Genomic DNA, 26,154 nt, shown 5'->3' with positions numbered 1-26,154 from the left:
CCGATGCACCCAGGATGCTGGAGCCGATCGGCGAGGAGGGCGGGGGCGCGAGCGCCCTCGTCGTCTGCTCGACCTGTCGCTTTTCCGCCGAAGCGCGCGAGGATGGCGAGGGGCGCCGAGGCGGCGCGTTGCTGGCCGAGGCGCTGCATGTTGCCAGAGCGAACGACGAACGCTTCGCCGAAGTCGCGGTCCACGAAATGCCCTGCCTTTTCGCCTGCTCGCGCCACTGCACGGTGCAGCTCAGGGCTCCCGGCAAGGTCGGCTACGTGCTGGGCGACTTCGTGCCCGGAGCCGAGGCCGCGCAGGCCCTGCTCGAATACGCAGCGCACCACGCCGCCAGCGAGGAGGGACGCGTGCCCTACCGCGACTGGCCTGCCGGCGTGAAGGGCCACTTCATCGTCCGCACCCCACCGGAGGGCTATCTATGCACCTGACCCGAGACGCTTTTCTCGCCAGCCTCGCCGATCTGCCGGAGCCAGACGATGCTGCCATCGCGGCAGCCCGGGCGCGGCAGGGGGAGCTGACCAAGCCTGCGAGATCGCTTGGAAGGCTCGAGGAGATCGCACTGTTCATGGCCGGCTGGCAGGGGCGTGGCATCCCCCGGCTCGACACGGTCCAGGCCATCGTCTTTGCCGGGAACCATGGCGTCGCGGCGCGCGGTGTCAGCGCCTTCCCGCCGGCCGTCACCGCGCAGATGGTCGCCAACTTCCGCAGCGGCGGGGCTGCGATCAATGCGCTTGCCGCCGCGTGTGGGGCGCAGCTTTCGGTCCATGCGCTCGACCTCGACCGTCCGACCGGCGACATCGCTGAGGAACCGGCGCTGAGCGCGGCGGAATGCCTCGCTGCCCTGCAGGCGGGTGCAGACAGCGTGGATGCGAAGGCCGATCTGGTCTTCGTCGGTGAGATGGGCATTGCCAACACGACCCCGGCAGCAGCCCTTTGCGCAGCGGCACTTGGCGGCACTGCTTCCCAGTGGTGCGGACGCGGAACCGGGCTTGACGACAAGGGCGTCTCGCGCAAGGTCGCGGCGGTGGAGGCGGCACTGGCCCTGCATGGGGAGCATTGCCGCGATCCCTTCGAGACGCTGCGCCGGCTCGGCGGTCGCGAGATCGCGGCGATGGCAGGCGCTATCCTTGCCGCGCGCCGCCATCGCATTCCGGTCCTGCTCGACGGGTTCATCGCCTGTGCCTCGGTGGCTCCATTCCATGTCCATGCGCCGGGCGTACTCGATCACTGCCTTGCCGCGCATCGCTCGGCGGAAGGCGGGCACACGCGCCTGCTGGAGGCCTTTGGTCTCGATCCGCTGCTCGACCTCGGCATGCGGCTTGGCGAGGGGTCGGGGGCGGCGGTGGCAGTCCAGATCGTGCGCAGTGCGCTAGGCGCCCACGCGCAGATGGCGACATTCGCCGAGGCCGCGGTCAATGCCGGATCAGTGGCTCCCCAGCCATGAGCGGGCGCCTCGTCCACCTCCTGCGCCACGGCGCGCCGCAGGTGAGCGGACTACTGCTCGGCCATACCGACATGCCACTGGCGCGCGGTGACTGGGGCGAGATGCCGCGAAGCTTTCACGAGCTGGCGCTGGCGAGCCTCGCATCGTCGGACCTCCAGCGATGCCGCGTAGCCGCCGAAGCCATTGCGCGCTCGACCGGACTGTCGCTTTCCATCGATCCGCAGTGGCGCGAACTCGACTTCGGCGAATGGGATGGCGTGGCTCCCGGCTCGATCGATCCAGCCCTGCTCGATCGCTTCTGGGCCGATCCCGAAGACAACCCGCCGCCCGGTGGCGAACGCTGGTCGCAGCTGTGCGAGAGGGTCTCGCGCGCACTCTCTCCGCTCGGCGACCGAAGTCTCGTGGTGACCCATGGAGGTGCGATGCGTGCCGCGCTGGCGCTCGTGACCGGGCTCGACCACCGTCAGGTCTGGGCGCTCGATCTTCCTTATGGCGCGCTGCTGAGCCTGCGCATCTGGGAGAGCGGGGGCTGGAGCGGGCAGGTCGTCGGGCTCGACACCGGAGCCTTGCGATGAAGTCGCTGGTGGCCGCCCTGCAACTCATGACGCGCCTTCCGATGCCGCGGATCGAGGCCGAGGCGCACGACTATGCGCGCGCGATCCGCTGGTTTCCGCTCGCCGGTCTGGTTCTGGGCCTGTGTCTTGCTCTAGCGGCGTTTGTCGGCGTCCGGCTGCTGGGGGGAGGGCAGGGCGGTGCACTTCTGGTCCTCCTGACCTGGGTCTCGGTGACCGGGGCTCTGCACCTCGACGGACTGGGCGACATCGCGGATGGCGCGGGCGCGGCCCATGCCGGGCGCGAACGCCTTTCGGCAGTGCTTGCCGACCCGCATGCCGGCAGCTTCGCGGTGACGGTGATCGCCCTGCAGCTCATCGCCAAGTTCGCGCTGCTTTCTATCTTTCTCGATCGCGAGGGAACGACCCCAACCGCACTCGCAGCAATCGCCTGCGTTCCGCTGGCCGCGCGCATCGCGCCGCTGGGCTGGGCGCTCTGGCTCCCGGCGCTGCACGAGGGGATGGGCAGTCGCTTTGGCGGAGGGGCGAACTGGCAGACGCTGGTCGTCTGGCTGCTCGTTCTTGGCTTGCTGGCCTGGCTGGTTTCGCCCGCCTTGCTCTGCGCGATCCCGGCGGCGCTTGTGTGGGGGACCTGGCTGCGCCGCCGTATCGGCGGGATCTCGGGAGACGGGCACGGCGGCGGCATCGAGGTGGTCGAGACGCTCGTACTTGCCGTGATGGTGGTTTCGTGAGCCGGGCAGCAACCGCCTCGACGGGCAACGGGCACGGCGGGCGCATCGCCGCTGCCTGCGCGCGATTCGGCGGACGCCGTGACGACTGGCTCGACCTTTCGACCGGCATCAACCCGTGCCCATGGCCGATCGAACGCGCGCCCTTGCCGAACTGGTCCTGCCTGCCCGATCCCGAGGAAATCGCCCGGCTCGAGGCGATCGCGGCGCACTTCTTCGGTGTCGATCCGCAGCTGTGCATGGCTCTGCCGGGAAGCGAAGTGGCCTTGCGAGCGCTGGGCATGCTTCTGGGCCTGCCCGGGCGGCATCGCGCGCTGACCTATTCGACCCATGCCGAGGCATTTGCGAGATCGTCGGGAGGGAAGGACGCCGATGTTCTGGTTCTCGCCAATCCGAACAACCCCGACGGGCTGCTGCTCGACCCGGAAACGCTCGCGGCCCTGCTCGAGGAGCAGGAGGCAGGAGGCGGCTGGCTGCTCGTCGACGAGGCATTCGTCGAATGCCATCCCGGCTCCAGCGTCGCAGCCCTCGTCGGCGATGATCGCCGCCTTGTCGTGACGCGCTCGTTCGGCAAGTTCTTTGGCCTGCCGGGGCTCAGGCTGGGCTTCGTGCTGGGACCGCGCGCGCTGCTGACGAAATTGAGGGCATTGTGCGGCGACTGGCCGGTCAGCGCTGCGGCCCTCGCATTCGCAAGCGCTGCCTATGCCGATGATACCTGGATTGCAGCGACCCGCGCAGAACTGGCGGCCAAAGCGGCTGCCCTCGATGCGCTGCTGGCCCGTCACGGCCTTGCCGCACGCGGTGCCTCGCCGCTGCTCCGTCTCGTCGAGGACATGCGCGCCGGGGGGCTGTTCGAAGCGCTCGGGCGCCGTCACATCCTGACCCGCAGCTTTGCGGATCATCCGCGCCTGCTGCGCTTCGGACTGCCGCGCGACGAGGCGCAGGCCATGCGCCTCGACAATGCGCTCGGGGAAGTGCTGCGGCGTGGCTGAGCCTTTCGTCATCGTTGCGCTGGTACTCGATGCCTTGCTGGGGTGGCCCGCGTGGCTCTATCGCCTCGTCGGTCACCCGGTCGGCCTGTTCGCCCGCGTCATCTCTGCTTGCGAATGTGCGCTCAACCGCCCGGAGGCCGGACCGGTGCCGGGCCGGGCAGGCGGCATCGCGACGGTAGTCGTGCTGCTCGTGCTAGCCGGCGGCGGGGCATGGCTGGCCGCAAGAGCGGCAGGCACTCTGGCAGCTCCGGCAGGCCAGATCGCCGAGGCAATCGCAATCGGGTTTCTCGCCTGGCCGGGGCTCGCCCAGCGCAGTCTCTACGAGCACTTTGCACGAGTGCGCACTGCACTCGAGGCGCAGGACATCGTGGCGGCGCGCAAGGCGGTCGGCATGATCGTGGGACGCGACACCGCCGAACTGGACGAAGCTGGCGTAGCGCGCGCTGCCATCGAAAGTCTGGCCGAGAGCCTGTGCGACGGGATCGTCGCGCCGCTGTTCTGGCTTGTCGTCGGCGGGCTGCCGGGCCTGTGGTGCTACAAGGCGATCAACACCGCCGACAGCCTGATCGGACACCGTGAGGCGCCTTACACGTGGTTCGGCTGGGCGGCCGCCCGGCTCGACGACGTGCTCAATTGGCTGCCCGCGCGGCTCAGCGGCCTGCTGATTTGCATGGCGGGCCTGCGCTTCGGCACTGCGCGGCTGGCGTGGCGCACGATGCGGCGCGATCACGCAAGGCATGCCTCGCCCAACGCAGGCTGGCCCGAAGCGGCCATGGCCGGTGTTCTGGGCGTACGGTTGGCAGGGCCGGTAAGCTACGAGAATTTACAATACGACAAGCCATGGATCGGCGACGGCGAGCCAGCGGGAGCAGCCGCAATGGGACGCGCCCTTGCAGTCTATCTTGGTTCCTGCGCAATGTTCTGGCTCGTGCCGGTGATAACTGTTAGCGCTAACGTTATTGGGGCGGTTTGATCATGTGGGAGCGCGTGTGAGCGGATTGATGCTGCAGGGGACCGGCTCCGATGTCGGCAAGTCGATACTCGTGGCCGGCTTGTGCCGGGCCTTTGCCAATCGGGGGCTGAAGGTGCTCCCGTTCAAGCCGCAGAACATGTCCAACAATGCCGCAGTGACCAGCGACGGCGGAGAGATCGGGCGCGCGCAGGCCTTGCAGGCGCTGGCCGCACGGGTTGCGCCGCATACCGACATGAACCCGGTGCTGCTTAAACCACAGGCCGACCGCACCTCGCAGCTGGTGGTACACGGCAAGGTGCGCGGTACGCTCGGTTCGGCGAACTTTCGCGAGGCGCGGCGCAACCTGCTGGATGAGGTTCTGCAAAGCTGGCACCGGCTCGAGGCGGCATGCGATCTCGTCGTCGTCGAGGGCGCTGGCTCGCCCGCCGAGATCAACCTGCGCGCAGGAGACATCGCCAACATGGGCTTCGCGCGCGCGGCGCAGGTGCCCGTGGTGCTGGTTGGCGACATCGATCGCGGCGGGGTGATCGCGGCGCTTGCGGGCACGCGCGCGGTCCTCGATCCCGAGGATGCGGCGATGATCGAGGGTTTCATCGTCAACAAGTTCCGCGGCGATCCGGCGCTGTTCGAGGATGGCTATGCCGAGATCGCGAAACGCACCGGCTGGTGTGGTTATGGTGTGATGCCCTGGACCAACGCGGTTGCGCGCCTGCCCAGCGAGGATGCGGTCGTGCTCGAGCGCGATGCGGGCGTCGGTCGCGCCGGGGTGATGGTGGCATGCCCGATGCTGCCACGCATTGCCAATTTCGACGATCTCGATCCGCTCAAGGCCGAACCGGCGATCGACCTGGTGATGGTTCCCCCCGGGCAACCGATCCCGGCCAGCGCCGAGCTGGTGGTCCTGCCCGGAACCAAGGCGACCATCGCCGACATGCGCTTCGTGCGCGAACAGGGGTGGGATATCGACATCCTCGCCCATCGGCGGCGTGGAGGCGCCGTGCTCGGGATATGTGGTGGCTATCAGATGCTCGGCCGCTCGATCAGCGACCCGCTGGGCGTCGAAGGAGCCAAGGGCGAGAGTGTCGCAGGGCTTGGCCTGTTTGACGCCGAAACCCTGCTGGGGGCCGACAAGACCTTGCGACAGGTACGGGGCAGTGCCTTCGGGGCAATCTTCGATGGCTACGAGATCCATGTCGGCGAGACCACCGGACCCGCCACGGACCTGCCATTCGCCTTGCTCGAAGGAACCCGGTTCGACGGAGCGATCAGTACGGATGGCAAGGTCATGGGAACGTACTGCCATGGCCTGCTCGCCTCGGGCGCGCTTCGCGCGGCAGTGCTCGCCGCGATCGGAGTGAAGAGCATTGCCGGTGATCATGACCTGCTGATCGATTCCGCGCTCGACGATCTCGCCGCGCAGATGGAGGAACACCTCGATGTAGGGGCGCTGCTCGAACTGGGTCTTGCCCGCCGGGTGGCGCGGTGAGCGATAGATGTGCCGACACGGGCTATCCGCTGTTCGTTCTCGGCGGAGCGCGCTCGGGCAAGAGCCGCTATGCGCAGGCACAGGTCGAGGCCAGGGGCGGGCGGCTCGCCTATATCGCGACTGCGCAGGCGTTCGACGAGGAAATGCAGGCGCGCATCGCCTGCCACCGCGGTGAACGTGATGCACGCTGGACTACGTACGAGGAACCTATCGAACTGGCCGACGCGATTGCGGCTGCGTCTGTCGGGGCCGACGCGATACTAGTCGATTGTCTCACCCTTTGGCTGTCCAACCTGCTCCTTGCGGGACGCGACGTTGCTGGTGAAGGGGCCAAGCTCGTCGCCGCCGTGCAAGCCTGCAGCGTGCCGATTGCGCTGGTCAGCAACGAGGTCGGCATGGGGATCGTGCCCGAGCACGCGCTCTCGCGGTTGTTTCGCGACGAGGCGGGCCGGCTCAACCAGCGCGTGGCACAGGCCGCGCGTCGGGTAGTTTTCGTCGCGGCAGGCCTGGGGCTGGCGCTGAAGGGGTGAGGTGCATGCAGGTGCTGCCCGTTACCACGGCTGCGGGGCGGCGATGGGCGCGATCGCGAGAGCTCGTGCAAAGGTCAACTTGCATGCTAAGCATGCTTAGTATACCGGCAGCCCGGACTATTCGGGTTTGCCGGTCCTTGTTGCAGAATCCGGTGCCTCAATCCCTTGCTTGCAATCAGCCGAGGAAATGAAGGACAACCAGAAACAGGCTTAGAGCCGCGAGGCTTGCGCCACTGAGCATTGCCACGGGGCACCGGCCGATGGCCGGATCATACCGTTCCATCATCCTCTCCAGATTTTTCTGTTCTTGAGGGCACAATCTATCCCATGGGGGTTTCGACGACAAGTTAATTGGCACAAATCGCACGGACGGTTTTGTCACCGTTTCGGACCCGGTCGTAACTGCTCCTGCCACCCTTTCGGGGCGGCGGACACGCGGCAGGGCCGGGCAGGGGGCAGTCGCTTCGTGTCGGTCTTTCGGGCCAGCTTGTCGGTCAATCGGAGTTCGAATTCGTAATGCCTAGCGATCGCAGCGAAGAGACGATGCACGAGCAGCCGGCTGGTGAAGAGATCGAAGCGGGACAACCCGCCTCGCAGGACACAGCCGAAGCGAAGAAGGGGTTGAGTGGCAAAGCCAAGCGCAACCTGCTCATCGCCGCTATTCTTGTCGCGCTCGGGGCAGGCCTGTGGTTTTTGCGCTACCAGACCCATGGCAAGTACTTCCAGGAGACCGACGATGCCCAGATCGAGGCCGATACGGTCGCGATCTCGCCCAAGGTCAGTGGCTACGTCGAGGCCGTGCTGGTCGAGGACAACCAGGACGTCGCCGGTGGCCAGCCGTTGATCCGCATCGATCCGCGCGACTATCGCGCGCAGTACGCTCAGGCGCGCGCGCAGATCGCCCAGGCCGAAGCTTCGGTCGAGAATGCGAAGGCCTCCATTTCCGAGCAGCAGGCGGCAATCGAGCAGGCGCAGGCACAGCTTGCCGCGGCCCGTGCCAAGGCCGCGCACGATGCCGGTGAAGTCGCGCGCTACACCCCGCTCGTCGCGAGCGGAGCCGAGCGCCGCGAACAACTCGACCAGCTCAAGCTGGCCGCGAAGCAGTCGGCCGAGCAGGTGCGCCAGCAGGTTGCCGCGCTCGAGATGCAGCGTCGGCGCGTCGGCGCGATGCAGGCACAGGTCCGTCAGGCCGAGGCGCAAGGGCAGGGCGCACGTGCACAGCTCAAGGCCGCAGACGTCGATCTCGAGGCGACCACCATTTCATCGCCCATAAAGGGGCGCGTGGGCGACCGGACCGTGCGCGTGGGCCAGTTCGTCCAGGCCGGCACCCGGCTGATGTCGGTCGTGCCGCTCGAGAAGCTTTACGTCACCGCCAACTTCAAGGAGACGCAGCTCGCGCTGATGCGTGCGGGGCAGCCTGCGCGCATTGCAGTCGATGCGCTTGGCGGAACCGAGATCGACGGCCACGTCGCGAGTATTTCTCCCGGAACCGGCGCTCAGTTCTCGCTGCTGCCGCCCGAGAACGCGACCGGGAACTTCACCAAGATCGTCCAGCGCGTGCCAGTGCGCATCGCCATCGAGGCGACCCCTGCGGCGCGCAAGCTGCTCGTGCCGGGGCTCTCGGTCACGGTGACGGTCGATACCCGCGCCGCCGAAGGCGAACTCGACCGCATCGAGGAGCAAGAGGACGCCGCCAAGGCCGGGAGCAACTGACGTGGCCGGTGCTCCGGCAGCGACGGCAAGGGGGGGCGCCGGTCCTTCGCGTAGCAAGGCGCCTGCACAGCGCCAGCCCAACGCGGACCTCGGTGCCTGGCTGGCCGTCGCGGCGGGAACTATGGGCGCGCTCATGGCGACGCTCGACATCTCCATCGTCAATTCCGCGCTGCCCACCATCCAGGGCGAACTGGGCGCGACCGGTACCGAGGGCGCCTGGGTGGCGACCGCCTACCTCGTTGCCGAGATCATCATCATTCCGCTTTCGGGATGGCTCGAGCGCATGCTCGGCCTGCGCCGTTTCCTGCTGATCATGGTCTCGCTGTTTACCGGGTTCTCGGTGATCTGCGGGCTTTCGACGAGTCTTTCGATGATGATTATCGGGCGTGTCGGGCAGGGCTTCACCGGGGGCGCCCTGATCCCGACGGCGCAGACGATCATCGCCCAGCGGCTGCCACGTCACCAGCAGTCGATCGGCACCGCCGCTTTCGGCATCGTCGCCATCCTCGGGCCGCTGCTCGGCCCGCTGGTGGGTGGCTGGCTGACCGAGAACGTCTCGTGGCACTATGCCTTCTTCCTCAACGTGCCGGTCTCGGCAGTGCTGATCACGCTGCTGCTCGTCGGCCTGCCGAGCGAGAAGTCGCGCCTGCACCTCATCCGCGAGGCCGACTGGTTCGGCATTGCAGGACTCGCGCTGGGGCTGGGCGGCCTGACCGTGTTTCTCGAGGAGGGCACGCGCGAGGAGTGGTTCGCCTCGACGCTGATCCAGCAGATGGCGGCGCTCAGCGTGCTGGGATTCGGCCTGCTCTTCTACGGGCAGGTTACGGCCAAGCGCCCTGTCATCAAGCTCTCGCTGCTGCTCGACCGGCAGTTCGGAGCGGTCGCGACGATGGGTATCGCGCTGGGCGTCGTGCTATACGGAACATCTTATGCGATCCCGCAGTTTCTCGCTGCGATTGCCGACTACAACGCACTGCAGTCGGGCAAGGTGGTGCTGCTCTCGGGCATTCCCTCGATCCTGATGATGCCCTTCGTTCCCTTTCTCATCCGCCGCGTCGATATCCGGCTCGCGGTCGGCTTCGGGATGGCGGTGATGGGTATCTCGGCCTGGCTCGAGACAAGCCTGACGATCCAGGCGACCGGCGAGCAGTTCACCGAATCGCAGTTGCTGCGCGGTGTCGGTCAGATCTTGTGCATGCTGTTCCTGAGCCAGGCCTGCGTCCAGTCGGTCCCGCCCGAGGACGCTGCCGATGCCTCGGGCCTGTTCAATGCCATGCGTAACCTCGGCGGCAGTTTCGCACTCGCAGGCATCTCGGTGCTGCAGGAGAACCGGCTGTGGTTCCACTCGCGCCGGATCGAGGAGACGCTGCATGCCAACGACCCGGCGGTGCAGGACTACATCGGCGGCCTTGGACGGATGATCGGTGATCCACAGGCTGCGCTGCGCCTTATCGGCCAGCAGATACAGGGGCAGGCGCTGGTCATGACTTACAACGATATCTTCTTTGCGATGAGCATGGTGACGGTCTGCGTCCTGCCGCTGGTGCTGTTTCTGCGCCCCTTGCCCAGCAATGCCTCGATGGGAGCGATGCACTGATGAATGCGCGAACTTTGCGCCTTGCCGGCTCCTTGCTGGCGATAACCGCGCTTGCCGGCTGCGCCGTCGGCCCTGACTATGACGGCCCGCCCGAGGTCGCTTCCGCCGCCACGACGCGCGGCCACTTCGCGCGCGCCAGCGACCCGGCGTTCGCCGCCGCGCCGGGGCTTGCTCGCTGGTGGGAGAGCCTCGACGATCCGCTGCTCACCGCGCTCGTCGACGAGGCGCTTGCGGGCAGCCCGACGATCGAGGCCGCCGAGGCGCGCATCCGCGAGGCGCGCGGCAAGCTCGCCGAGGGCAAGTCGGGGCTCTATCCCTCGATCTCGCCCAATGCGCTTTACGTGCACGCGGTTTTGCCCGGGTCCGGGATCGGCGGTTCGTCGTCCGAAAGTTCGGACAGTGGCGGCGAGAGCGGCTCTTCGGGCGGGAGCTCTGCGCTAGACTTCTACAATATCGGCGCGAACGCCTCCTGGGAGCCCGACCTGTTCGGCGCCAAGCGCCGCGGCATCGAGGCCTCGCAAGCGACGCTCGGCCAGCGTGAGGCGGAGCTCGCCGATGCGCAGGTCTCGCTGAGCGCGCAGGTCGCGCAGTCCTATGTAAACTTGCGTGACGTGCAGGAACGCCTGCGGCTCAACCGCGCCTCGATCGCGCTTCAGCGCCGCTCGCTCGAACTGACGCGCCAGCGTCTCGCTGCCGGAACCGCCTCGCAGCTCGAGGTCGAGCGCCTGCAGGGCGAACTTGCCTCGACCGAGGCACAGGCCGTGCCGCTCGATGCGCAGGAGGCGATCTACAAGGATGCGCTCGCGGTCCTGACCGGGCGCGTGCCGGGCGAACTCGATGCGCGGCTTGAGGCGGGCGCGAGCGAGGGCTCGGGCAAAGGCGTACCCGTCCCGCTGCCTCCGGCCTCGGTGCCGATCGGCGATCCGGCAATGCTCATCGCTCACCGCCCCGACGTGCGCGCCGCAGAGCGCGGGCTGGCGGCAGGCACCGCAGGCATCGGCAGCGCCGAGGCGCAGCGCATGCCCGGCATCTCGTTCATGGGCATCCTCGGCCTTGGCGGGACGAGCCCGGGCGACGTGCTCGACCCGGACAACCTCGCTGCGCTGCTGATGCCGCAGATCAGCTGGCCGCTGCTCGATTTCGGCAAGGGCCGTTCGGTGGTCGATCAGGCCGAGGCCCGGCGCGATGCAGCAGCCGCGCAGTATCGCCAGAGCGTGCTCGAAGCCCTGCAGGATGCCGAGGACAGCCTGGCGCGCTTCGGTGCCACGCGCCGCCAGCTTGCCGGGCTGGTCGCCTCGCAGCGCAGCGCGGACGAGGCCTCGCGGCTCAACCGCCAGCGTTTCCAGGCGGGGACCTCCAGCCTGATCGACCAGCTCGACATCGAGCGTCAGGCGCTCTCGGCGGCGACTTCGGTCGCGCAGGCCAAGGCGCAGCTGACGATCGACTACATCGCGGTCAACAAGGCGCTCGGGCTCGGCTGGAGCGATCCGGGGGCGGGCTCTGCGCAGGCCGGGGTGGCCCGGCAGGAAAGAAAGGCTGGGGGCTAGGTTGCTTGGACAAATTCGGCAGTGACCCGAGCGACCGACTTGGGTGGGAAGCAGGCTGTCGACTTTCGAGCACTGAAGCCTCTTAACTGGACGTTGCTTGAGTGTCAGGGATTAAAGCAAAGGTCGGCGTTCCCGGTGTTAGGACGTCCAGACAGGCGCTTCCAGTTACGAACTGGAAGTGTGTGACTGGCCCGACGATTTCGCGCCAACTCGGCGATTGTTGCTCTACGAACGCAGCCCCTTCAACTCTGTATGCGAAATGATAGGGAACTAGGCCCTCCCATGTTGCTGGATCGCTTTCGGTGCTAAGAGGCATCTCATCTAATATCCGAACGATGGCATCGCTATCGAAGCTGATCCGCAGCAGATGATTTTCATCACCGGGGATTACAAAATCAGCGGCCATGTTCTGCCAGTGAAAACACACAAGGTCGCTGTCGACGCTTGCGACTGGAAAACCAATATCAATGGGATGATAGCGTATCATGGGCGGAACCTGACATATCGATCAGAGCGGCCGCAATCTGAAAAATGAATGCCAGCATCGAATGGCCGACTAGGGGCAAACCGGACATTCGATTTTGTCCACGCCCCCCTAGACCCCGACCTTGCCGCGTCCGCGCGCGACGAGGCCTCGCCAGACACGCTGCTCCATCTCGATGAGCGCGTCGAAGCCTTCGGGCTGGGCCTCGGGGAAGGTGTTGCTCGGCCATAGCGGCAGGGCGCGCGGGTCTTCCTGGATCTGTGGCTGGATGTTGACCAGAAGGTTGCCCGCAGGGCGCATGCGCGCTGCACGCAGCGCCGCGATGTCGATGCGCGCTAGCGTGAAGACCGGGTGGCCGGCGCTGTCCTGACTGCTCCGCGCGCTCTCGCCGATGGCGCGGCCCTCGTAGTCCCAGGCCTGCGATGCGACCGCACCGCCCGCGATGTTGCTGGTCGCGAAATAGGCGACGTTCTCGAAGGCGCGCACGGGTCGAACGATGTCGGCGCCGGGGCGCTCAAGATAGTCGATCCCCTGAAGCGCGGCTATCGGGTTGAGGATCACCTCGGCGCCCTTCAGCGCCATTGCCCGGATCGGCTCGGGCCAGTGTGGCTCGGCACCGATGGTCACGCCAAGGCAGCCCAGCTCGGTATCGAGGACGGGCAGGAAGGCATCGTGGCCGAAGGTCTCGACGAAGCGGTCGAAGACGTCGACCGGGCTGGTGCGCACCGAGAGCGAGTAGTTCTTGCGATAGGCAAGGCCGATCCCGCCATCGGGCGTCAGGATCGCGGTGGAGAGGAAGTAGCGCCCCGGGAAAGCGTCGTGGGCCTCGGCGACCTGCACCGCGACATAGGCGCCTGCCTTGCGCGCCGCTTCGCCCAGTCGCTCCATCTCGGGGCCGGGGAAGCGCACGCAGGCGCCTGCCCAGGCCTCGGGGCCGAGCGGCGAATAGCCCGTCAGCGCGAACTGGGGAAAGACCACCAGGCGCGCGCCATGTTCCTCGGCAGCCTGCCTGACATGGTCGGCCATGATCGCGATATTGGCATCGAGCACCTCGCGGCGCGGCCAGCCGGTCTGGTCGAACACGCTCATCGTCGGCGGACGGCACAAGGCAAGGGTGTAAGGGCCGGGCGGCGGATTATCGCCTGAAGAGGGCAGGGCGCTCATCTCGTTCATGCCGGTGCGCCTGCCGTCGCGGCAGAGGCCAGCGCTGCCATCTGCGCTTTCAGCTCGGGTACCAGCTCGCCGCCGATGCGTGCGGCGTCGGCGTCCTGATCGGGGCTGCGCAGGAGGAAGCGCGTGATGCCGAGGCGCCGGTATTCCATCAGGCTGTCGGCCACCTGCTGCGGCGTGCCGACCAGCACCGAATTGTTGCCGCGCCCCTGGTAGGCCTTGTTGAGCCCGGTCCACAGGCAGCGGTCGAGCCGGTCGCCCTGCTCGGCCTGTGCCTGCATGCGCTGGAAGGCACCGGCTGCGGCCTTGTCGCCCTGCTTGTCGTGCTTGCCCATGACGATCCCTTGCGCGCCGCCCGCGATCTGGCCGGTGACCTTGTCGTAGAGCGCGCCCGCGCGCGCCCAGGCCTCGTCCTCGGTTTCGCCGAGCAGGATGACCATGGTCATCAGCACCTTGACCTCGCGGCCATGGCGCGCGGCTGCGGCATGGGCCTTGGCCGCGAGCTCGCCAGCGCCTGCGAAAGTGTCGCCGCCCTGCGCGTAGACGTCGGCGACCTTGCCGCACAGATCGAGTGCGAGGTCCGAGGTCCCGCCCCAGTAGACCGGCATGGCGCCGCCCTCGGGCCGCACCATCGCGAAGGCATCGCGGAAGCGGTAGAATTCGCCGTCAAAGTCGAACGGTTCCGGCGAGGACCAGACCTTGCGCATCACCTCGACATATTCGGCGGCGATGCGGTAGCGTTCTTCCTTGGTGTTGAAGGCGCCGTCGGCCTGTACCTCGCGGTCGTCGGCCCCGGCGATCACGTGGACTGCGGCGCGCCCCTGACTGAGGCGATCGAGTGTCGCGAGATGGCGCGCTGCATAAGTCGGCATCACCGGACCGGGACGATGCGCCATCATGAAGCCGAGCTTTTGCGTGATGCCCGAAAGGTAGGCCCCGGTGGCAAAGCTCTCGGGCATGGTCGCGGCATTGGCGATCAGCACGCGGTCGTAGCCTGCAGCCTCCTGCGAGAGTGCCGAGCGGCGGATGTGTTCGGGATCGAAGTCGGGCCCCCTGGGGGCTTCACCGACCGCACCGCCGCGGTGGTTGACGATGCCGACGATCTCGAGGTCGCTCTCGGGCGCTGTGCTCACGGATATCTCCTGGAAATGCTGTTGGCTTTGACGGTGTCACAGTGCGATAGCTTTTCCAGACGAAACTTGCGTAGTGTTATGCAATAAGTTGATAGCTTGGACTGGGGCCGGTCAGCGGGCGAAGGAAGGCGAGGCGTGGATATCAGGCAGCTTGAGCGTTTCGTGGCCGTGGCACTCAGCGGCAGTTTCAACCGCGCTGCCGAGGCCCTCGCGGTCTCGCAGCCCTCTCTCACGCGCAGCATCCAGCTGCTCGAGGCCGGACTTGAACAGGCACTGTTCGAACGTGGCGCGCGCGGGATATCCTTGACCGGCGCCGGGCGCGAGCTGCTGCCGCGTGCGCAGCTTATCATCGCCGAGCGCGATCGCGCGCTGGCGGCAGTGCAGGCGCTGAGTGGGCGAGCGGCGCAGACGGTGGTGATCGGCTGCGATGCCGCCTTTGCCATGCAGCGCATTCCCGAGGCCCTCTCGCGCATGGCGCACAGCCATCCGCAAGTACGCATGGCTGTGCGCGAAGGGGCGCTGGCCGACATGCTGGAAGCCTTGCGCGCAGGGCAGGTCAACCTCGTGTTCGCGGCGAGGGCGCCCGGCCTCGATATCGGCGAGCTCGTCTTCGAGCAGCTGGCGATGGAAAGCGCCGGGGTGATCATGCGCGCGGATCATCCGCTTGCCCGGCAAGGGCGAACCAGCCTGACGGACCTTGCCGGGGCGCGCTGGATCGTGCCCGAACATCCGGTGCTCGAGAGCGGCTGGCGACGCATGTTCGAGGAATGCGACCTGCCCGCGCCGCCGATCGCCTTGCAGACTTCATCGCTCGGGTTGGTCAAGGGATGCCTGCTCGCCGGCCCCTTCGTTTCGCTTGGCGACCGCAGCAGTTTTGCGCAGGAGATCGACAGCGGTCGACTGGTCGCGCTCGACCTCGGGCTTTCGCGCTACGAGCGACCGACCGGCCTGTTCCGCCGACCCGAGGCGCGCCTGACGCAGGCGGAACTGGCGCTGGTCACGATCCTGCGTGCGATCTGCAAGACCGTTCCCGGCTAGACCTTCTAGCCTAGAGCTTGCAGTGCAATCGCGCGGTCTCGACAAGCGAGGCCATGTGCTCTCCGGGCGAGGGAAGGGCGGCATGGCCATAAAGGGCGCGCGCTTCGGTCATCTGGCGTGCATCGACGAAAGCGATCCGGTGGTCGTTGCACAGCCGGGTAATGTCGCGCGGCGAGAGCTTGCTGGCGAGCAGGCGGACCGGGCGGTTCGACAGGTCGGATCGGTTGATCACGAGGTTGTCGCCGAACAGCAGGCCCTCGTCCTCGACCACGACGATATCGCTGCCCGCTTGTGCAACCTTGCGGTCGAGCGCGGCGAGCGGGGCGAGGAACTGCTGCGCCATGACCACCCGCACCGGCAGCAGGATGCACAAGGAGGCGAGGCTCGCGAGCACGATGGCGCGCGGCGGCGCGGCCTTGCGGCCCTCCAGCCAGTTCCATCCATACCCACCGAGCAGGCAGAGACTGGGGATCAGGCCATGCGCGTAGCGATAGCCGTAGCCATGGCCCTGCAAGGGCAGGAGCAGCGTCATCACGAGGAAAAGGGCAAGGATACCCGTTGCGAGGGCAATCGGCAGCGCTTCGCGACGACGCCATGCAACGCAGCTTCCCAAAATGGCGAGCGGCAGTGCGAGGACATGCTGCCAGCTGACGAAGCGCAACGCATTTGCAGCTTCGATCCACAGCGAGGTCGGGTGCGGTACGCGCAGGATCGAATCGAGCCGCTCGAAGAACGTGACGGGCTCGCCTGCGGTGATTGCGGGGCCTGCCCCGGCGGCAGAACTGGCCGCAAGCCCAGCCACCCAGCCCGGCCATGCCAGCCAGAACAGGCCGATGGCTCCATAGGCCAGCGTGTAGGCGCCGAAGAGGCGATAGCGTTTCTGTAGCAAAGTTGTCAGCAACACCGGCCCGGCAAAAAGCGGGTGGAACAGCGGCTGGTGCAGGCCGGTGGCGAGCAGCGCGGTTACCATCGCCATGGCATGGGCCCATGGCCGGTCGCGCAAGAACAATGCCAGCCACACGCCGTTGCAGGCGAGATGTGCGCTCATCGCGAAGGTGGTCGTCGCGGTCAGCCAGACTTGCGCCGAACCGGCGAAGAGCAAGAGAACGACGCTGCGGGTGGCCGCACTTTCCGGCCATAGTCGCGCGGTGATCGACCATAGCGATAGCCCTGCAATTCCCGTGAGCAGCGGCGCGACGAGGGCAGCGGGCAAGAGCACTGAGCCCAGTGCGAGCAGTGCGGCGTTGCCCGGCAGGTAGTTGGACACCCAGGCTCCGTGACCGGGAACAGGCAGTATGAACAGTGTGTTGAGCGCATCGTGGAAGGTTTGCCAGTCCGAGGGAGCCGGGGCGAAGAGCTGACCGCCAGCAAGTATCGCGGCGTCGAAGCGCGCCATTTGTTCGTCGCGGCTGAGGTCGAAATCGAACAGGATGGTTTCGCGCAGCCACCAGCAGCCCAGCACCATGGCGAGCAGGCCAAAAGCGAGCAGCGCGTTGGGCAGGATCGGCACAGATTGTGATGGCCTGCCGCTCAAGGGGCTGCGCGATGCGGCAAAAAGGCAGGCCAGCCATGACGCGAGGAAGCCGATTGCAACGGGCACGTCTTGCCCGAGGGCATAATGACGCGCGAGGAACAGCAGGTTGCCGGGATAGAACGCATCGGGCCGGATCGCCACTGCTCCAGCCATGAACAGTGCGATCAGGACTGCGCTGGCCAGCAGGGCAGATCGCCAGCGTCGCGTCGCTGCGGGGAGGGGGGGCAGCGCAACTCGGTGCGGCATTTCGGGATTGTCTTGGTGCATGATCGCGTCCCGGGCGAAGTGTCGTGAAGGTCGATCGTATCGTCGTGATACGATTGAAATTCGTAAACATCCTTAATTGATCTGTTCAATTGTGCTTAGATGCTTTCCGGGGATGGCAGCGATGTCTTGCGCGAACGCACCATGGGCTGCGTAGACCATGCGCCGGGCGCTGCCTTGGGGAAGAAAACATAATCGACACGTAAACGTACACCGCGATGGCTTGTGAAAGGACAAACCATTGGCACCGATGGCGCTTGCCCGATTGAAATCGTTTTCCTCTGTGGTCTTGAGTGGGCTGCCTTGCGCCCCGTTGTGCCTGTCCTCAGCGGCCTTGCTGGGCCTTCGCGCGGGACAGGCGCTGCTGATCACGCTGGCCATGGCGATGTCGGCGACGTCGCTGGCGCTGGTGGCAGGCCTGTCGCCCCTGCCGACGATGGCTGGAGCGATACTCGCGGGTGCGATCGGCCTCGGGGCATATCTGGGTGGGGACGATGCACCGACGCGGCTGTTTCTGGCGGTCATTACGACCGTGGTGCTCGGCCTGGCGCTGACAGCCGCCTCGCTTTTCATCGACGGCAGCTACGATGGTCAGGAATACCATTACGACACCATCTATGCACTGGTGCACGGCTGGAATCCGTTTCGTGAACCCTATGCCGCCTACGCCCCGCCGCAGGTGACGATCCTGATCTGGCCGCAGCACTACCCGGTCGGGGCACCGCTGCTGACCGCGCTGGTGCGCAGTACCGGCCTCTCGCTGGCAGCGGCCAAGGGGATCACCTGGCTACCCGGCATCGCCGTTCCGGCAATCTGGTACGCCTTGTTGCGCGGCGAAGGGCTGGCACGCCGCGGCGCGGCACCGATGGCACTGCTGGCAGCGGCTTCGCCTATCTACATCGAGCAGTTGCGTTCGCACTACGTCGATGGACTGGTTGCAGCGCTGGCCATGGCTTTCGTTGGACTGCTGATCGTGGCCCTGCGCCATCGCCGCATGGATACGCTTGCCTGCGCGGCAGCCTGTCTGGTGCTTGCAGTCGATACCAAGTTCAACGCGATCGCGATTTTCGGGGCGGTTTCGGCCGCACTGTGTCTGACCATGGCATTCCAGCGGCGGTTCGCTGCGGCGCTTACGCTCGGGTTCGTGTTGCTGGGCGCATTGCTGTGCGTGGTGTTCGTCCTTGGCAGCTTCCCATACCTGACGAACTGGCGTGACTTCGGTCATCCCTTCTACCCGGTCATGGGCACCGATGCCTATGGAGTGAACAAGGCGCTGCTGCCGGGCGGCGTACGCGCGCTGCCCGCGATCGTGGTGTTCTTCGGCACGACCTTTTCGGTTTTCGTACGCGGTTTCGCGGGCGGGGCAGCGGCGTTCTTCGACTTTTCCGAAGGCGGTCTGCCCGATGCTGCGGTCGGCGGTTTCGGGCCGATCTTCGGCGTTACCTTGTTCTGTGCGCTGGCGATTGCCCTGCTCGCCCTGCGGGCCAGGCGCAATGCCGCTTTGAGCTGGGCCGGGCGCGGTGGGCAACTGACCGTGCAGGTGATCTTCCCGATGGCGATGCTGCTGCTCGTCTCCAGCCTGGTGACGCCATACATGTGGTGGCCGCGCTTCATCCCGCAGCTCTGGATCTGCGTCTACCTGTGCCTTGTCGGCGCGGTACTGTCCGGACGCGGCACGCTGGCCACGCTGGGCTGGGCCTGCGCTGTGGTGCTGGCGCTCAATTCGCTGGTGGTGAGCGCGAACACCGTACGCAACGGTCTTCGGGACACGCATCAGGTGCGCGAGCACATCGCGCGCGTGAAAGCGCGCGGCGGGCCATACTGCGCAGCCTTCGGGGCAGCCCATGCACGCATCGAGCTCATGCGCGAGGCGGGTATTGGCGTCGAGCCCATATCCACCGGCCTGCCGGTGCAGTGCAAGGCCAGCGAAGTCATCCCGCTGGCTGACGATTTTCTCGGGAATCCGGCACAGGCCTGCGCCTGCGACGACCTGCCCGCATCAGAGCTGGGCGACAAGCGGCGTCCGGTCGATACCACGCTGGCAGACATCCGCCGCCTCTACGAGCGCAACAAGTAGGATGGCGGGAGACCGGCGTCAGCCTGGTTGGATGAGCGGCTCGGCAACAGGCTGGGGCGTATCGCCCGGTGCCGGTGCGTCTACAGGTCGCCTTTGCGCAAGCAGCCGCCGCTTGTAGCGTAGCGCCGGGGCTTCGATGAAACGCCAAGAGAGATAGGCGCCGGCGAGACCCGCCGCCAGCGAGAGCGGAAAGAAGGCCCATCCATTCCAGCCCGGCCCGAGCAATGCGCGCAGCACCTGCTGTATCGGCCAGCCGAACAGGTAGAGCCCGTAGGACAGGTCTCCCCAACGCGTCCAGTTGCCCAGGTTCGGTGCCCCGGCATGGCCGAGCCACAGGATCGGATAGGCGGCAAGGATGGGGAAAAGCTGGTTGGACTGTGCGGCAGGCGGGAGGTAGCCACTCAGGTCGAAAAACGGGAGTAGCACGGCCAGAAGACCAAATACGAGCGCAATGCGCGCCGAGGCCTTGTATCGCGAGAACCAGAAGTAGAGGAATGAGCCGGCAAAGAAACCGGGTGCACCGAACGTGAAGCCCCATAGATCGAAGGTGTGGTGGGCCCCGAACACGATCTTGAAATACGAGAATTTGAGGTGCCACGTGAGCGTGAGCAGAGCGAGGCCAAGTACAACGTACCAGCGCAAGATTCCGAAAGAGCCGAGCACGGCAAGAATGACGTAGAGAATTACCTCGGTCTGCAGGCTCCAGAATACGCCGTTGAGCACTCCTCCGAGACTCTGATCGCCATCGTAGAACTGGACTCCAGGGGCGTAATATTCGTTGTAGTCGAAGGCCAGCCCTTTGAGGATCGGCGTCAGCAACTGCCCGTTGGAGAAGTAGTCGATTAGACGGTCCTGGTACCACAAAGGTGCGATGACCAGAATTACGAGAAGAATACTTGCCGCATAGGCCGGGTAGACCCGCAGGAAGCGGCCAGTGAAATAGCAGGCAGGGTCGGGCTTGCGCATCCAGCTTTGCGTGATGAGGAAGCCGCTGAGAATGAAGAAGGTGTAGACACCGTACATTCCCAATATTTCCCCGGTTGCGAACTGGAGAGGCTCGTTATCCTCCGTACCTTCCGCGATCAGGAAACCATGCGAGAAGATCACTGCTGCTGCAGCAAAAAGGCGCAAGGCGTCGAAGTTGTGAAACTTCAGGATTTCGTGATGATTTGCAGGAGCGGGCGAAGCCAACGAACGCTTTGAAAAGAACATCGAGTCTCAACTCCATGGACTGATGTATAATTTCTATCGGGGGAGGTTGTTGTCAATTGATATTGTGCTTTTTAAATGCATTTTTAAGTATATGAAAATGCTTTAAAAAAGTCGATGTGTCGTGGCTTGGGACACGACTCTCGCGAGCAAGCGGTCGCGGCCGCCTTGCAAGACAATGTGGTCTGCAGAGACCGCCGCCTGCGGCGAATCTTACCGCGACGCCGTCAACCGCTACGTCTACTGACTGGAAAATGGTGCCGGCTACAGGATTCGAACCCGTGGCCCCCTGATTACAAATCAGGTGCTCTACCAACTGAGCTAAGCCGGCCTAGTCGCGCCCCTTACCAAGGGTTGCGCCTCGCGGTCCAGCGGGTTCGTGCGGGCGAGGCGCAAAAAAATGAGGGGCCTCAGTCGCCCTGCCGCGCCTGCCAGTCCGCGAAGCTGGGCCGGGGCATGTCGAACAGGTCGGTCTGGCGCGAATACCAGCCACCGCCGTGCATGCGCGCGACGAGATCCATGCCCAGCGTATCGACGTGGAGCCGCTCGGGATTGATGAAGGCGTCCTCGATGTGGAAGCGCTCGACCTGGCCGAGCACGATGGTCGAGGTGCCCGCCTCGATCGCCTGGAACAGCTTGCACTCCATTGCCACGGGTGCCCCGGCGAGGCGCGGCGGGGTGACGAGGCTCGATGGCACGGTCTCGAGGCCGGCCATGTCGATCTCGTCGTATTCGGGCGGCGCATCGATGCAGGTCATGTTCATTGCCTCGGCCATCGCGTGGCTGACGAGATGGACCACGAATTCGCCGGTCTCAAGGATGTTGGCAGGCGTGTCCTTGTGCGTGCCGTCCTGGCGGCGCATCAGCCCCAGCGCTACCAGCGGCGGGTTCGCGCCCATGACGTTGAAGAAGCTGAAAGGCGCTGCATTGCGCACGCCAGCCGCCGACTGCGAGGTGATCCAGGCGATCGGGCGCGGGGTCACGCTCGATCCCAGCAGCTTGTAGCGATCGGCAGGCGCAAGGGTGTTGAAGTCGAATTCCACGGGTCAGGTTCTCCTTGCAGGCGTCATCGTTCAGATCGCACCGAAGGTCCACCCCTCGCGGCGGGCCAGGTCGGGCGTGAGCTCTTGCGGATGCCACAGCTCCTCGCGCTGCGCGGCAAGGCGCAACCATGCGCTGGTGAGCAGTGCATCGGCGCTGTGGTCGTCGATCTCCGGGCCGGGCAGCGCGGCGGGCGGAGAATCCAGCGCCGCGAGCGCCGCGTCCAGTGCGACGGTATCGGTGATCTTGGCGCGCCCTGCGCTGCGCCCGGCAGCAACGGCGGCGAGCGTGGTGTAGATCTCGGTCACCACGCTGCCACGCGCAGGCAGGGGATCGATGGGCCAGACCGGCAGGCGACCGGTCAGCCGGTGGAGCATGCGCATGCCCGAGAGGCTCGATTTCCCGACCTGTGCCGCGCCCACGAGATTGAAGTTGGAATAGGGGCGACAGCCCATGCGGGCCTGCGCTTCCTCGGCAACGCGCATCCGGCCGCGCCCATGCATGGCGCCCGGCAGTGAGAAGTGCACCCCCTCACGCCCGCCATGGCGGCGGAAATAGGCGGATAGCTCCGGGTGATCGACAAAGGAGGACACGGCAAGGTTTGCATCATGGGCGCAGATCGTGTCGACCATGGCCCACAGCGCGCGGGCGTCGGCGGGGCTGTGGTCCCAGCCGGGAAAGAAGGCTCCGGCGTCGGCGAAGGGCAGCGAGATGCCGAGGTCGAGGCCGACCAGTGTATCCTCGGGTAGTCGATCGGCGAGCAGCGTGAGCACGTCCTCGCGCGACCACAGCTTGTGCGAGGGAGAGCGCAGCAGTTGTGGTGCGTGGCCATCGAGATCGCAAAGCGCTATCGCGATACCCTTCTGGCGCGGGCCTAGCGCGCCCGACCAGTCGATCGCGATGAAGTGGCGAAACCGCGCGTTCACGCGCCCCGGCGCTCGGCGCGCTTGCGATGCCACCATTCCAGCCGCTTCTTCAGGTCGCGCTCGAAGCCGCGTTCGTTGGGTTGGTAGAACTGCTGCGGCGGGACGCTCTCGGGCCAGTAGTTGTCGCCAGAGAAGGCATCGGGCTGGTCGTGGTCGTAATGGTAGGCGGCGCCGTAGCCCAGCTCCTTCATCATCTTGGTCGGCGCGTTGAGGATGTTCATGGGCGGCGAGACAGAACCGGTCTGGCGCGCGAGGTCCATTGCTGCGGCTTTGGCCATATACGAGGCATTCGACTTGGGCGCGCTGGCGCAATAGATCACGGCCTGTGCCAGCGGCAGCTCGCCTTCGGGCGATCCGAGAAATTCGAACGACTGCTTTGCGGCCATGACCTGGACCATCGCCTGCGGATCGGCGAGGCCGATGTCCTCGCTGGCAATCGCGGCGAGGCGGCGCAGGATGTAGAGCGGCTCCTCGCCCGCGACCAACATGCGCGCCATGTAATAAAGCGCGGCCTGCGGGTCCGAGCCGCGCACCGACTTGTGGAACGCGGAAATGAGGTTGTAGTGCCCGTCGCGGTCCTTGTCGTAGACCGCCATGCGCCGCTGCAGGAACTTGCCCAGTTCCGAAGGCGAGAGCGGCGCCTCGATCCTTGCCGCATAGAGCGTCTCGGCCTGATTGAGCAGGAAGCGCCCGTCGCCGTCCGCAGTCGCGACGAGTGCAGCGCGCGCGTCCTCGTCGAGCGGGAGCGGGCCTGCCAGCGCTTCCGCGCGGTCGAGCAGGGTGGTCAGTGCGGCCTCGTCGAGGCGGTTGAGTACCAGTACCTGCGCGCGGCTGAGAAGCGCGGCGTTGAGCGCGAAGCTCGGATTCTCGGTCGTCGCGCCCACCAGCGTCACCGTGCCGCGCTCGACGAAGGGTAGGAAACCATCCTGCTGGGCACGGTTGAAGCGATGGATCTCGTCCACGAACAAGAGCGTGCGCTGACCCATCTTCATCGCGGTCTCGGCCTCGGCGAAGGCCTTCTTGAGGTCGGCGACGCCCGAGAACACGGCGGAGACTGCCGCGAAGCGCATGCCGACCGCATCGGCGAGCAGGCGCGCCGTGCTGGTCTTGCCGGTGCCGGGCGGGCCCCACAGGATGATCGAGGAAAGCTTGCCGGCGGCCACCATGCGGCCAATCGCGCCCTCGGGGCCGGTCAGATGTTCCTGCCCGATGACCTCGTCCAACCCGCGCGGACGCAGGCGGTCGGCGAGCGGGGCATCCTCGCGCGGCTGGTCGGGGGCGCTGCCTTCGGGCATTTCGTCAGCGAAAAGATCGGCCATGACCCGTCATCTAGTCATTCGGCGCGGCAATTGCATCGCGTGCGATGCGGCTCTAGCCTCGCCGTGCACAGAAACTTTGGTGCGGACCGGGCCGGGCCGGGCAGGGCCGCATTATGGAGGGACGGGTGATGATCGAGACGCTCAAGACACCGCGCTGGTACTGGGTCGTGGCGGGTCTTTCCTGCCTCTGGAACGCCTTCGGTTGTCTCGATTACACGATGACCGCGACGCGCAACGCGACCTACCTTTCCGCCTTCCCCCCACAGATGATCGAATATATCGACAGTTTCCCGTTCTGGCTGATGGGCTGCTGGGCGCTCGGCACATGGGGCGCGCTCGCTGGCTCGATCCTGCTGCTCGCGCGTTCGCGCTGGGCGATCGCGGTATTCCTGCTGTGGTTCTCGGTGCGCATGCGCGCACGCGGTATCCTGCGCTGAGGCAGGGTTACCCGCGGGCGCGCTGGCGGATCAGGCGCTGGTAGGTCTGGGCGACCGCACCATTGATCGCGTCCCAGCCGAAATCGGCCGCGCGCGCCTCACCGGCAGAGCCGTGCGCCATGCGCAGGGCAGGGTCCTCGATGTAGGCCTTGAGCGCCTCGGCGAATTGGTGGACCGCTCCCGGCGGGATCAGCCTGCCTGAGACCCGGTCGTCGACGAGGCTCTGGCTGCCGGTCGCGGCGGCGGCGACAACCGGCAGGCCGCAGGCCATCGCCTCGAGCGTGACGTTGCCGAAGGTCTCGGTCACCGAGGGATTGAAAAGGACGTCCATCGAGGCGACCGCACGGCCCAGATCCGATCCCTGCTGGAAGCCGACGAAGGCTTCGCCGGGCAGGCGGCTCTCGAACCATTCACGCGCGGGGCCCTCGCCGATGACCAGCACCTTGAAGGGAACCGAGCGGCGGCGCAGTTCGTCGAGCGTGTCGGAGAAGACGTCGAGGCCCTTCTCCATGACGAGGCGACCCAGGAAGCCGATTGCGACCTCGTTGTCGGCGATGCCGTGCTGGCGGCGCCATGCGAGGTCGCGGCGGCCGGGATGGAAGATCTCGCGGTCGACGCCGCGCGACCAGATCGTGACGTCATAGTTCATGCGCTGCTCGCGCAGAAGTTGCGCCATCGATTCGGACGGCGCGACCAGTGCGTCGCAGCGGCGGTAGAAGCGACGCAGGATCGCCTCGATCACCGGCTCGCCCCAGGCCATGTTGTAGTAGCGCAGGTACGTCTCGAAACGGGTGTGGACCGAGGCCAGCACCGGCAGGTCTCGCTTGCGGGCCCAGCTCACCGCCTGGTGGCCGACCGGGTCAGGCGAGGAAACGTGCACAATATTGGGCGCAAATGCCTTGAGATCGCGGCGTGCCTTGCCCGAGAGGGAGAGCGGAATGCGGTATTCCGAGCGTGACGGGATCGGCAGGGAACGGATGCCCACCAGATCGCCGGTCGGTTCGAACGCCGGCTCTTTCACCATCGGAGCATAGACCCGGACCTGCGCGCCCTGGCGCAGCAGGTATCCGACGAGGCGATTGAGGGCCTGGTTCGCCCCGTCGCGAACATAGTTGTAGTTACCCGAAAACAGGGCAATGCGCAGGTCGGCAGTTTCCATGATCGGTGCCCCATAGCCGCACCGGCGCCGCTTGGCGAGGGGGCTCGCGTGCAGCTTTGGCGCCGAGTGCCCCGGCGGCGGCACGAGCCGCCGGGACTGGCCGGTGATTTGCTGAAGTATCAGCGGCAGTATCAGCGGCGATGGCGTCGCCGGTCGTGGCGTCGATCATGATGTCGATCGCGGCGGCGGTCATAGCGACGATCGTGCCGACCGTAGTGGCGATCATCCCGCCAGCCCCGACGTTTACCGTAGTGACGCTTGGCATAGTGGCCCCGGTCGGAGCGGCGATAGCGGCGGTCATCGTGCCAGCCGCGCCCGGAGCGCCAGTGGCTGCGCCGATAGGGGGCATAATAACGGCTGTAGTAGCGATCGCGGTAATAGCGACGCGGTGCGCCTGCATAATAGTAATAGTACCCCGGGCGCCCTCGCACGGTTACGTAGCGCCGCGCGCGGTAGCGACGCTCGTCGTAATAATAGCGGTCATCGCGGTCGGCGAGTGCAGCGCCCAGCGCGAGGCCGAGTACGCCTGCGCCGATCGCAATCGCAGCATCGTTGCCGCGATCGTGATAATGATCACGGGCCTTGGCCGGCGAGGCGGCTACTAGTGTCGCCGAGCACAGGGCCAGGCCGAGGCCAAGGCGCATGGTTATGTTTTTGATCGGTTTCTTCATTCCTTCGCGTTCCCTTCCTTGGCCAACCAAATTGACGGCGGTTTCGGTGGGCTCGTGGTCGGGCGAACATGATGCAAACGCGGTGAACTCGAACTGAATTGCGA

24 protein-coding genes and 1 tRNA gene are annotated in these 26,154 nt (G+C 66.2%); 14 read left to right on the top strand and 11 right to left on the bottom strand.

What is annotated here, in order from left to right; translation table 11 throughout:
* Positions 1–14: 14 nt before the first annotated feature.
* From I5E68_RS14310 to I5E68_RS14260, 11 genes are all read left to right on the top strand, one after another.
* A complete protein-coding gene (locus tag I5E68_RS14310) occupies positions 15–434 on the top strand; it encodes a DUF1636 domain-containing protein (RefSeq protein WP_197165677.1) in 420 nt (139 codons plus the stop codon).
* Positions 425–1,450: a nicotinate-nucleotide--dimethylbenzimidazole phosphoribosyltransferase gene (gene cobT / locus I5E68_RS14305; RefSeq protein ID WP_197165182.1), complete on the top strand. Its 1,026-nt coding sequence runs from the start codon at positions 425–427 to the stop codon at positions 1,448–1,450. Before I5E68_RS14310 ends, cobT begins: the two co-directional genes overlap by 10 nt.
* Positions 1,447–2,025, top strand: coding sequence for a histidine phosphatase family protein (locus I5E68_RS14300; RefSeq protein WP_197165180.1), 579 nt, complete (start codon positions 1,447–1,449; stop codon positions 2,023–2,025). Before cobT ends, I5E68_RS14300 begins: the two co-directional genes overlap by 4 nt.
* Positions 2,022–2,753: an adenosylcobinamide-GDP ribazoletransferase gene (locus I5E68_RS14295; protein ID WP_197165178.1), complete on the top strand. Its 732-nt coding sequence runs from the start codon at positions 2,022–2,024 to the stop codon at positions 2,751–2,753. Before I5E68_RS14300 ends, I5E68_RS14295 begins: the two co-directional genes overlap by 4 nt.
* Positions 2,750–3,742 (top strand): aminotransferase class I/II-fold pyridoxal phosphate-dependent enzyme, encoded by a 993-nt coding sequence (locus tag I5E68_RS14290; RefSeq protein WP_197165176.1) that lies wholly within the window; start codon positions 2,750–2,752, stop codon positions 3,740–3,742. Before I5E68_RS14295 ends, I5E68_RS14290 begins: the two co-directional genes overlap by 4 nt.
* Entirely contained in the window at positions 3,735–4,715 is a 981-nt protein-coding gene (gene cbiB / locus I5E68_RS14285; protein ID WP_197165174.1) for an adenosylcobinamide-phosphate synthase CbiB, read from the top strand. Before I5E68_RS14290 ends, cbiB begins: the two co-directional genes overlap by 8 nt.
* A gap of 16 nt (positions 4,716–4,731) precedes the next feature.
* Positions 4,732–6,201: a cobyric acid synthase gene (locus I5E68_RS14280; RefSeq protein WP_197165173.1), complete on the top strand. Its 1,470-nt coding sequence runs from the start codon at positions 4,732–4,734 to the stop codon at positions 6,199–6,201.
* On the top strand, positions 6,198–6,731 hold the full coding sequence (gene cobU, locus I5E68_RS14275; RefSeq protein ID WP_323982180.1) for a bifunctional adenosylcobinamide kinase/adenosylcobinamide-phosphate guanylyltransferase: 534 nt from the start codon (positions 6,198–6,200) through the stop codon (positions 6,729–6,731). The genes I5E68_RS14280 and cobU overlap by 4 nt, the downstream gene beginning before the upstream one ends.
* A gap of 516 nt (positions 6,732–7,247) precedes the next feature.
* Positions 7,248–8,444: an HlyD family secretion protein gene (locus I5E68_RS14270; protein WP_228727204.1), complete on the top strand. Its 1,197-nt coding sequence runs from the start codon at positions 7,248–7,250 to the stop codon at positions 8,442–8,444.
* 1 nt (position 8,445) lies between these two features.
* Positions 8,446–10,041 carry an MDR family MFS transporter gene (locus I5E68_RS14265; RefSeq protein ID WP_370463766.1) on the top strand — a complete coding sequence of 532 codons (1,596 nt, stop codon included), beginning with the start codon at positions 8,446–8,448 and terminating at the stop codon, positions 10,039–10,041.
* The gene (locus I5E68_RS14260) at positions 10,041–11,588 is read left to right on the top strand and encodes an efflux transporter outer membrane subunit (protein WP_197165172.1); all 1,548 of its coding nucleotides are present in this window, start codon (positions 10,041–10,043) and stop codon (positions 11,586–11,588) included. The genes I5E68_RS14265 and I5E68_RS14260 overlap by 1 nt, the downstream gene beginning before the upstream one ends.
* Before the next feature lie 82 nt (positions 11,589–11,670).
* Here the strand turns inward: I5E68_RS14260 and I5E68_RS14255 are convergent, their stop codons facing one another.
* From I5E68_RS14255 to I5E68_RS14245, 3 genes are all read right to left on the bottom strand, one after another.
* Positions 11,671–12,075, bottom strand: a complete 405-nt coding sequence (locus I5E68_RS14255; protein WP_197165171.1) for a hypothetical protein — start codon at positions 12,073–12,075, stop codon at positions 11,671–11,673.
* A 108-nt stretch (positions 12,076–12,183) separates the two neighbouring features.
* Positions 12,184–13,245 carry a nitrilase-related carbon-nitrogen hydrolase gene (locus tag I5E68_RS14250; RefSeq protein WP_197165170.1) on the bottom strand — a complete coding sequence of 354 codons (1,062 nt, stop codon included), beginning with the start codon at positions 13,243–13,245 and terminating at the stop codon, positions 12,184–12,186.
* Entirely contained in the window at positions 13,242–14,375 is a 1,134-nt protein-coding gene (locus I5E68_RS14245; protein ID WP_197165169.1) for an LLM class flavin-dependent oxidoreductase, read from the bottom strand. The genes I5E68_RS14250 and I5E68_RS14245 overlap by 4 nt, the downstream gene beginning before the upstream one ends.
* Before the next feature lie 135 nt (positions 14,376–14,510).
* Here I5E68_RS14245 and I5E68_RS14240 point away from each other — a divergent pair, with 135 nt between their 5' ends.
* Positions 14,511–15,413 carry a LysR family transcriptional regulator gene (locus I5E68_RS14240; RefSeq protein WP_197165168.1) on the top strand — a complete coding sequence of 301 codons (903 nt, stop codon included), beginning with the start codon at positions 14,511–14,513 and terminating at the stop codon, positions 15,411–15,413.
* Positions 15,414–15,423: 10 nt separating this feature from the next.
* Here the strand turns inward: I5E68_RS14240 and I5E68_RS14235 are convergent, their stop codons facing one another.
* Positions 15,424–17,214: a hypothetical protein gene (locus I5E68_RS14235; RefSeq protein WP_197165167.1), complete on the bottom strand. Its 1,791-nt coding sequence runs from the start codon at positions 17,212–17,214 to the stop codon at positions 15,424–15,426.
* Between the two features lie 331 nt (positions 17,215–17,545).
* On the opposite strand from I5E68_RS14235, the gene I5E68_RS14230 reads away from it, so the two are divergent.
* On the top strand, positions 17,546–19,288 hold the full coding sequence (locus I5E68_RS14230) for a hypothetical protein (protein ID WP_197165166.1): 1,743 nt from the start codon (positions 17,546–17,548) through the stop codon (positions 19,286–19,288).
* An 18-nt stretch (positions 19,289–19,306) separates the two neighbouring features.
* Here I5E68_RS14230 and I5E68_RS14225 read toward each other — a convergent pair whose 3' ends face one another.
* The 5 genes from I5E68_RS14225 to I5E68_RS14205 all read right to left on the bottom strand — a co-directional run bounded on the left by I5E68_RS14225 (position 19,307) and on the right by I5E68_RS14205 (position 23,783).
* The gene (locus I5E68_RS14225) at positions 19,307–20,500 is read right to left on the bottom strand and encodes an acyltransferase family protein (protein WP_197165164.1); all 1,194 of its coding nucleotides are present in this window, start codon (positions 20,498–20,500) and stop codon (positions 19,307–19,309) included.
* A 252-nt stretch (positions 20,501–20,752) separates the two neighbouring features.
* A tRNA-Thr gene (locus I5E68_RS14220) sits at positions 20,753–20,828 on the bottom strand.
* Between the two features lie 79 nt (positions 20,829–20,907).
* A complete protein-coding gene (locus tag I5E68_RS14215; RefSeq protein WP_197165162.1) occupies positions 20,908–21,540 on the bottom strand; it encodes a flavin reductase family protein in 633 nt (210 codons plus the stop codon).
* Positions 21,541–21,570: 30 nt separating this feature from the next.
* The gene (locus I5E68_RS14210; RefSeq protein ID WP_197165160.1) at positions 21,571–22,500 is read right to left on the bottom strand and encodes a hypothetical protein; all 930 of its coding nucleotides are present in this window, start codon (positions 22,498–22,500) and stop codon (positions 21,571–21,573) included.
* Positions 22,461–23,783, bottom strand: a complete 1,323-nt coding sequence (locus tag I5E68_RS14205; protein ID WP_197165158.1) for a replication-associated recombination protein A — start codon at positions 23,781–23,783, stop codon at positions 22,461–22,463. Before I5E68_RS14205 ends, I5E68_RS14210 begins: the two co-directional genes overlap by 40 nt.
* 128 nt (positions 23,784–23,911) lie before the next feature.
* Here I5E68_RS14205 and I5E68_RS14200 point away from each other — a divergent pair, with 128 nt between their 5' ends.
* Complete coding sequence (locus tag I5E68_RS14200) at positions 23,912–24,220, top strand: hypothetical protein (protein WP_197165156.1); 309 nt, start codon at positions 23,912–23,914, stop codon at positions 24,218–24,220.
* A gap of 7 nt (positions 24,221–24,227) precedes the next feature.
* On the opposite strand, the gene I5E68_RS14195 is transcribed toward I5E68_RS14200, so the two are convergent.
* A complete protein-coding gene (locus I5E68_RS14195) occupies positions 24,228–25,379 on the bottom strand; it encodes a glycosyltransferase family 4 protein (protein ID WP_197165154.1) in 1,152 nt (383 codons plus the stop codon).
* 131 nt (positions 25,380–25,510) lie between these two features.
* Positions 25,511–26,050 (bottom strand): hypothetical protein, encoded by a 540-nt coding sequence (locus I5E68_RS14190; protein WP_197165152.1) that lies wholly within the window; start codon positions 26,048–26,050, stop codon positions 25,511–25,513.
* Between the last annotated feature and the right edge of the window lie 104 nt (positions 26,051–26,154).

This window comes from Novosphingobium aureum (genome assembly GCF_015865035.1).
Lineage (GTDB): Bacteria > Pseudomonadota > Alphaproteobacteria > Sphingomonadales > Sphingomonadaceae > Novosphingobium > Novosphingobium aureum.
Note: the sequence above shows the minus strand (reverse complement) of the source record. Positions and strands in the feature narration are given on the sequence as shown.

Coding starts and splice junctions, on each gene's coding strand:
- I5E68_RS14195 (WP_197165154.1), bottom strand. CDS start 25,379: ATGGAAACTGCCGACCTGCGCATTGCCCTGTTTTCGGGTAACTACAAC.
- I5E68_RS14250 (WP_197165170.1), bottom strand. CDS start 13,245: ATGAACGAGATGAGCGCCCTGCCCTCTTCAGGCGATAATCCGCCGCCC.
- I5E68_RS14300 (WP_197165180.1), top strand. CDS start 1,447: ATGAGCGGGCGCCTCGTCCACCTCCTGCGCCACGGCGCGCCGCAGGTG.
- I5E68_RS14190 (WP_197165152.1), bottom strand. CDS start 26,050: ATGAAGAAACCGATCAAAAACATAACCATGCGCCTTGGCCTCGGCCTG.
- I5E68_RS14200 (WP_197165156.1), top strand. CDS start 23,912: ATGATCGAGACGCTCAAGACACCGCGCTGGTACTGGGTCGTGGCGGGT.
- I5E68_RS14255 (WP_197165171.1), bottom strand. CDS start 12,075: ATGATACGCTATCATCCCATTGATATTGGTTTTCCAGTCGCAAGCGTC.
- I5E68_RS14310 (WP_197165677.1), top strand. CDS start 15: ATGCTGGAGCCGATCGGCGAGGAGGGCGGGGGCGCGAGCGCCCTCGTC.
- I5E68_RS14210 (WP_197165160.1), bottom strand. CDS start 22,500: ATGGTGGCATCGCAAGCGCGCCGAGCGCCGGGGCGCGTGAACGCGCGG.
- I5E68_RS14260 (WP_197165172.1), top strand. CDS start 10,041: ATGAATGCGCGAACTTTGCGCCTTGCCGGCTCCTTGCTGGCGATAACC.
- I5E68_RS14235 (WP_197165167.1), bottom strand. CDS start 17,214: ATGCACCAAGACAATCCCGAAATGCCGCACCGAGTTGCGCTGCCCCCC.
- I5E68_RS14205 (WP_197165158.1), bottom strand. CDS start 23,783: ATGGCCGATCTTTTCGCTGACGAAATGCCCGAAGGCAGCGCCCCCGAC.
- I5E68_RS14295 (WP_197165178.1), top strand. CDS start 2,022: ATGAAGTCGCTGGTGGCCGCCCTGCAACTCATGACGCGCCTTCCGATG.
- cobT (WP_197165182.1), top strand. CDS start 425: ATGCACCTGACCCGAGACGCTTTTCTCGCCAGCCTCGCCGATCTGCCG.
- I5E68_RS14270 (WP_228727204.1), top strand. CDS start 7,248: ATGCCTAGCGATCGCAGCGAAGAGACGATGCACGAGCAGCCGGCTGGT.
- I5E68_RS14225 (WP_197165164.1), bottom strand. CDS start 20,500: ATGTTCTTTTCAAAGCGTTCGTTGGCTTCGCCCGCTCCTGCAAATCAT.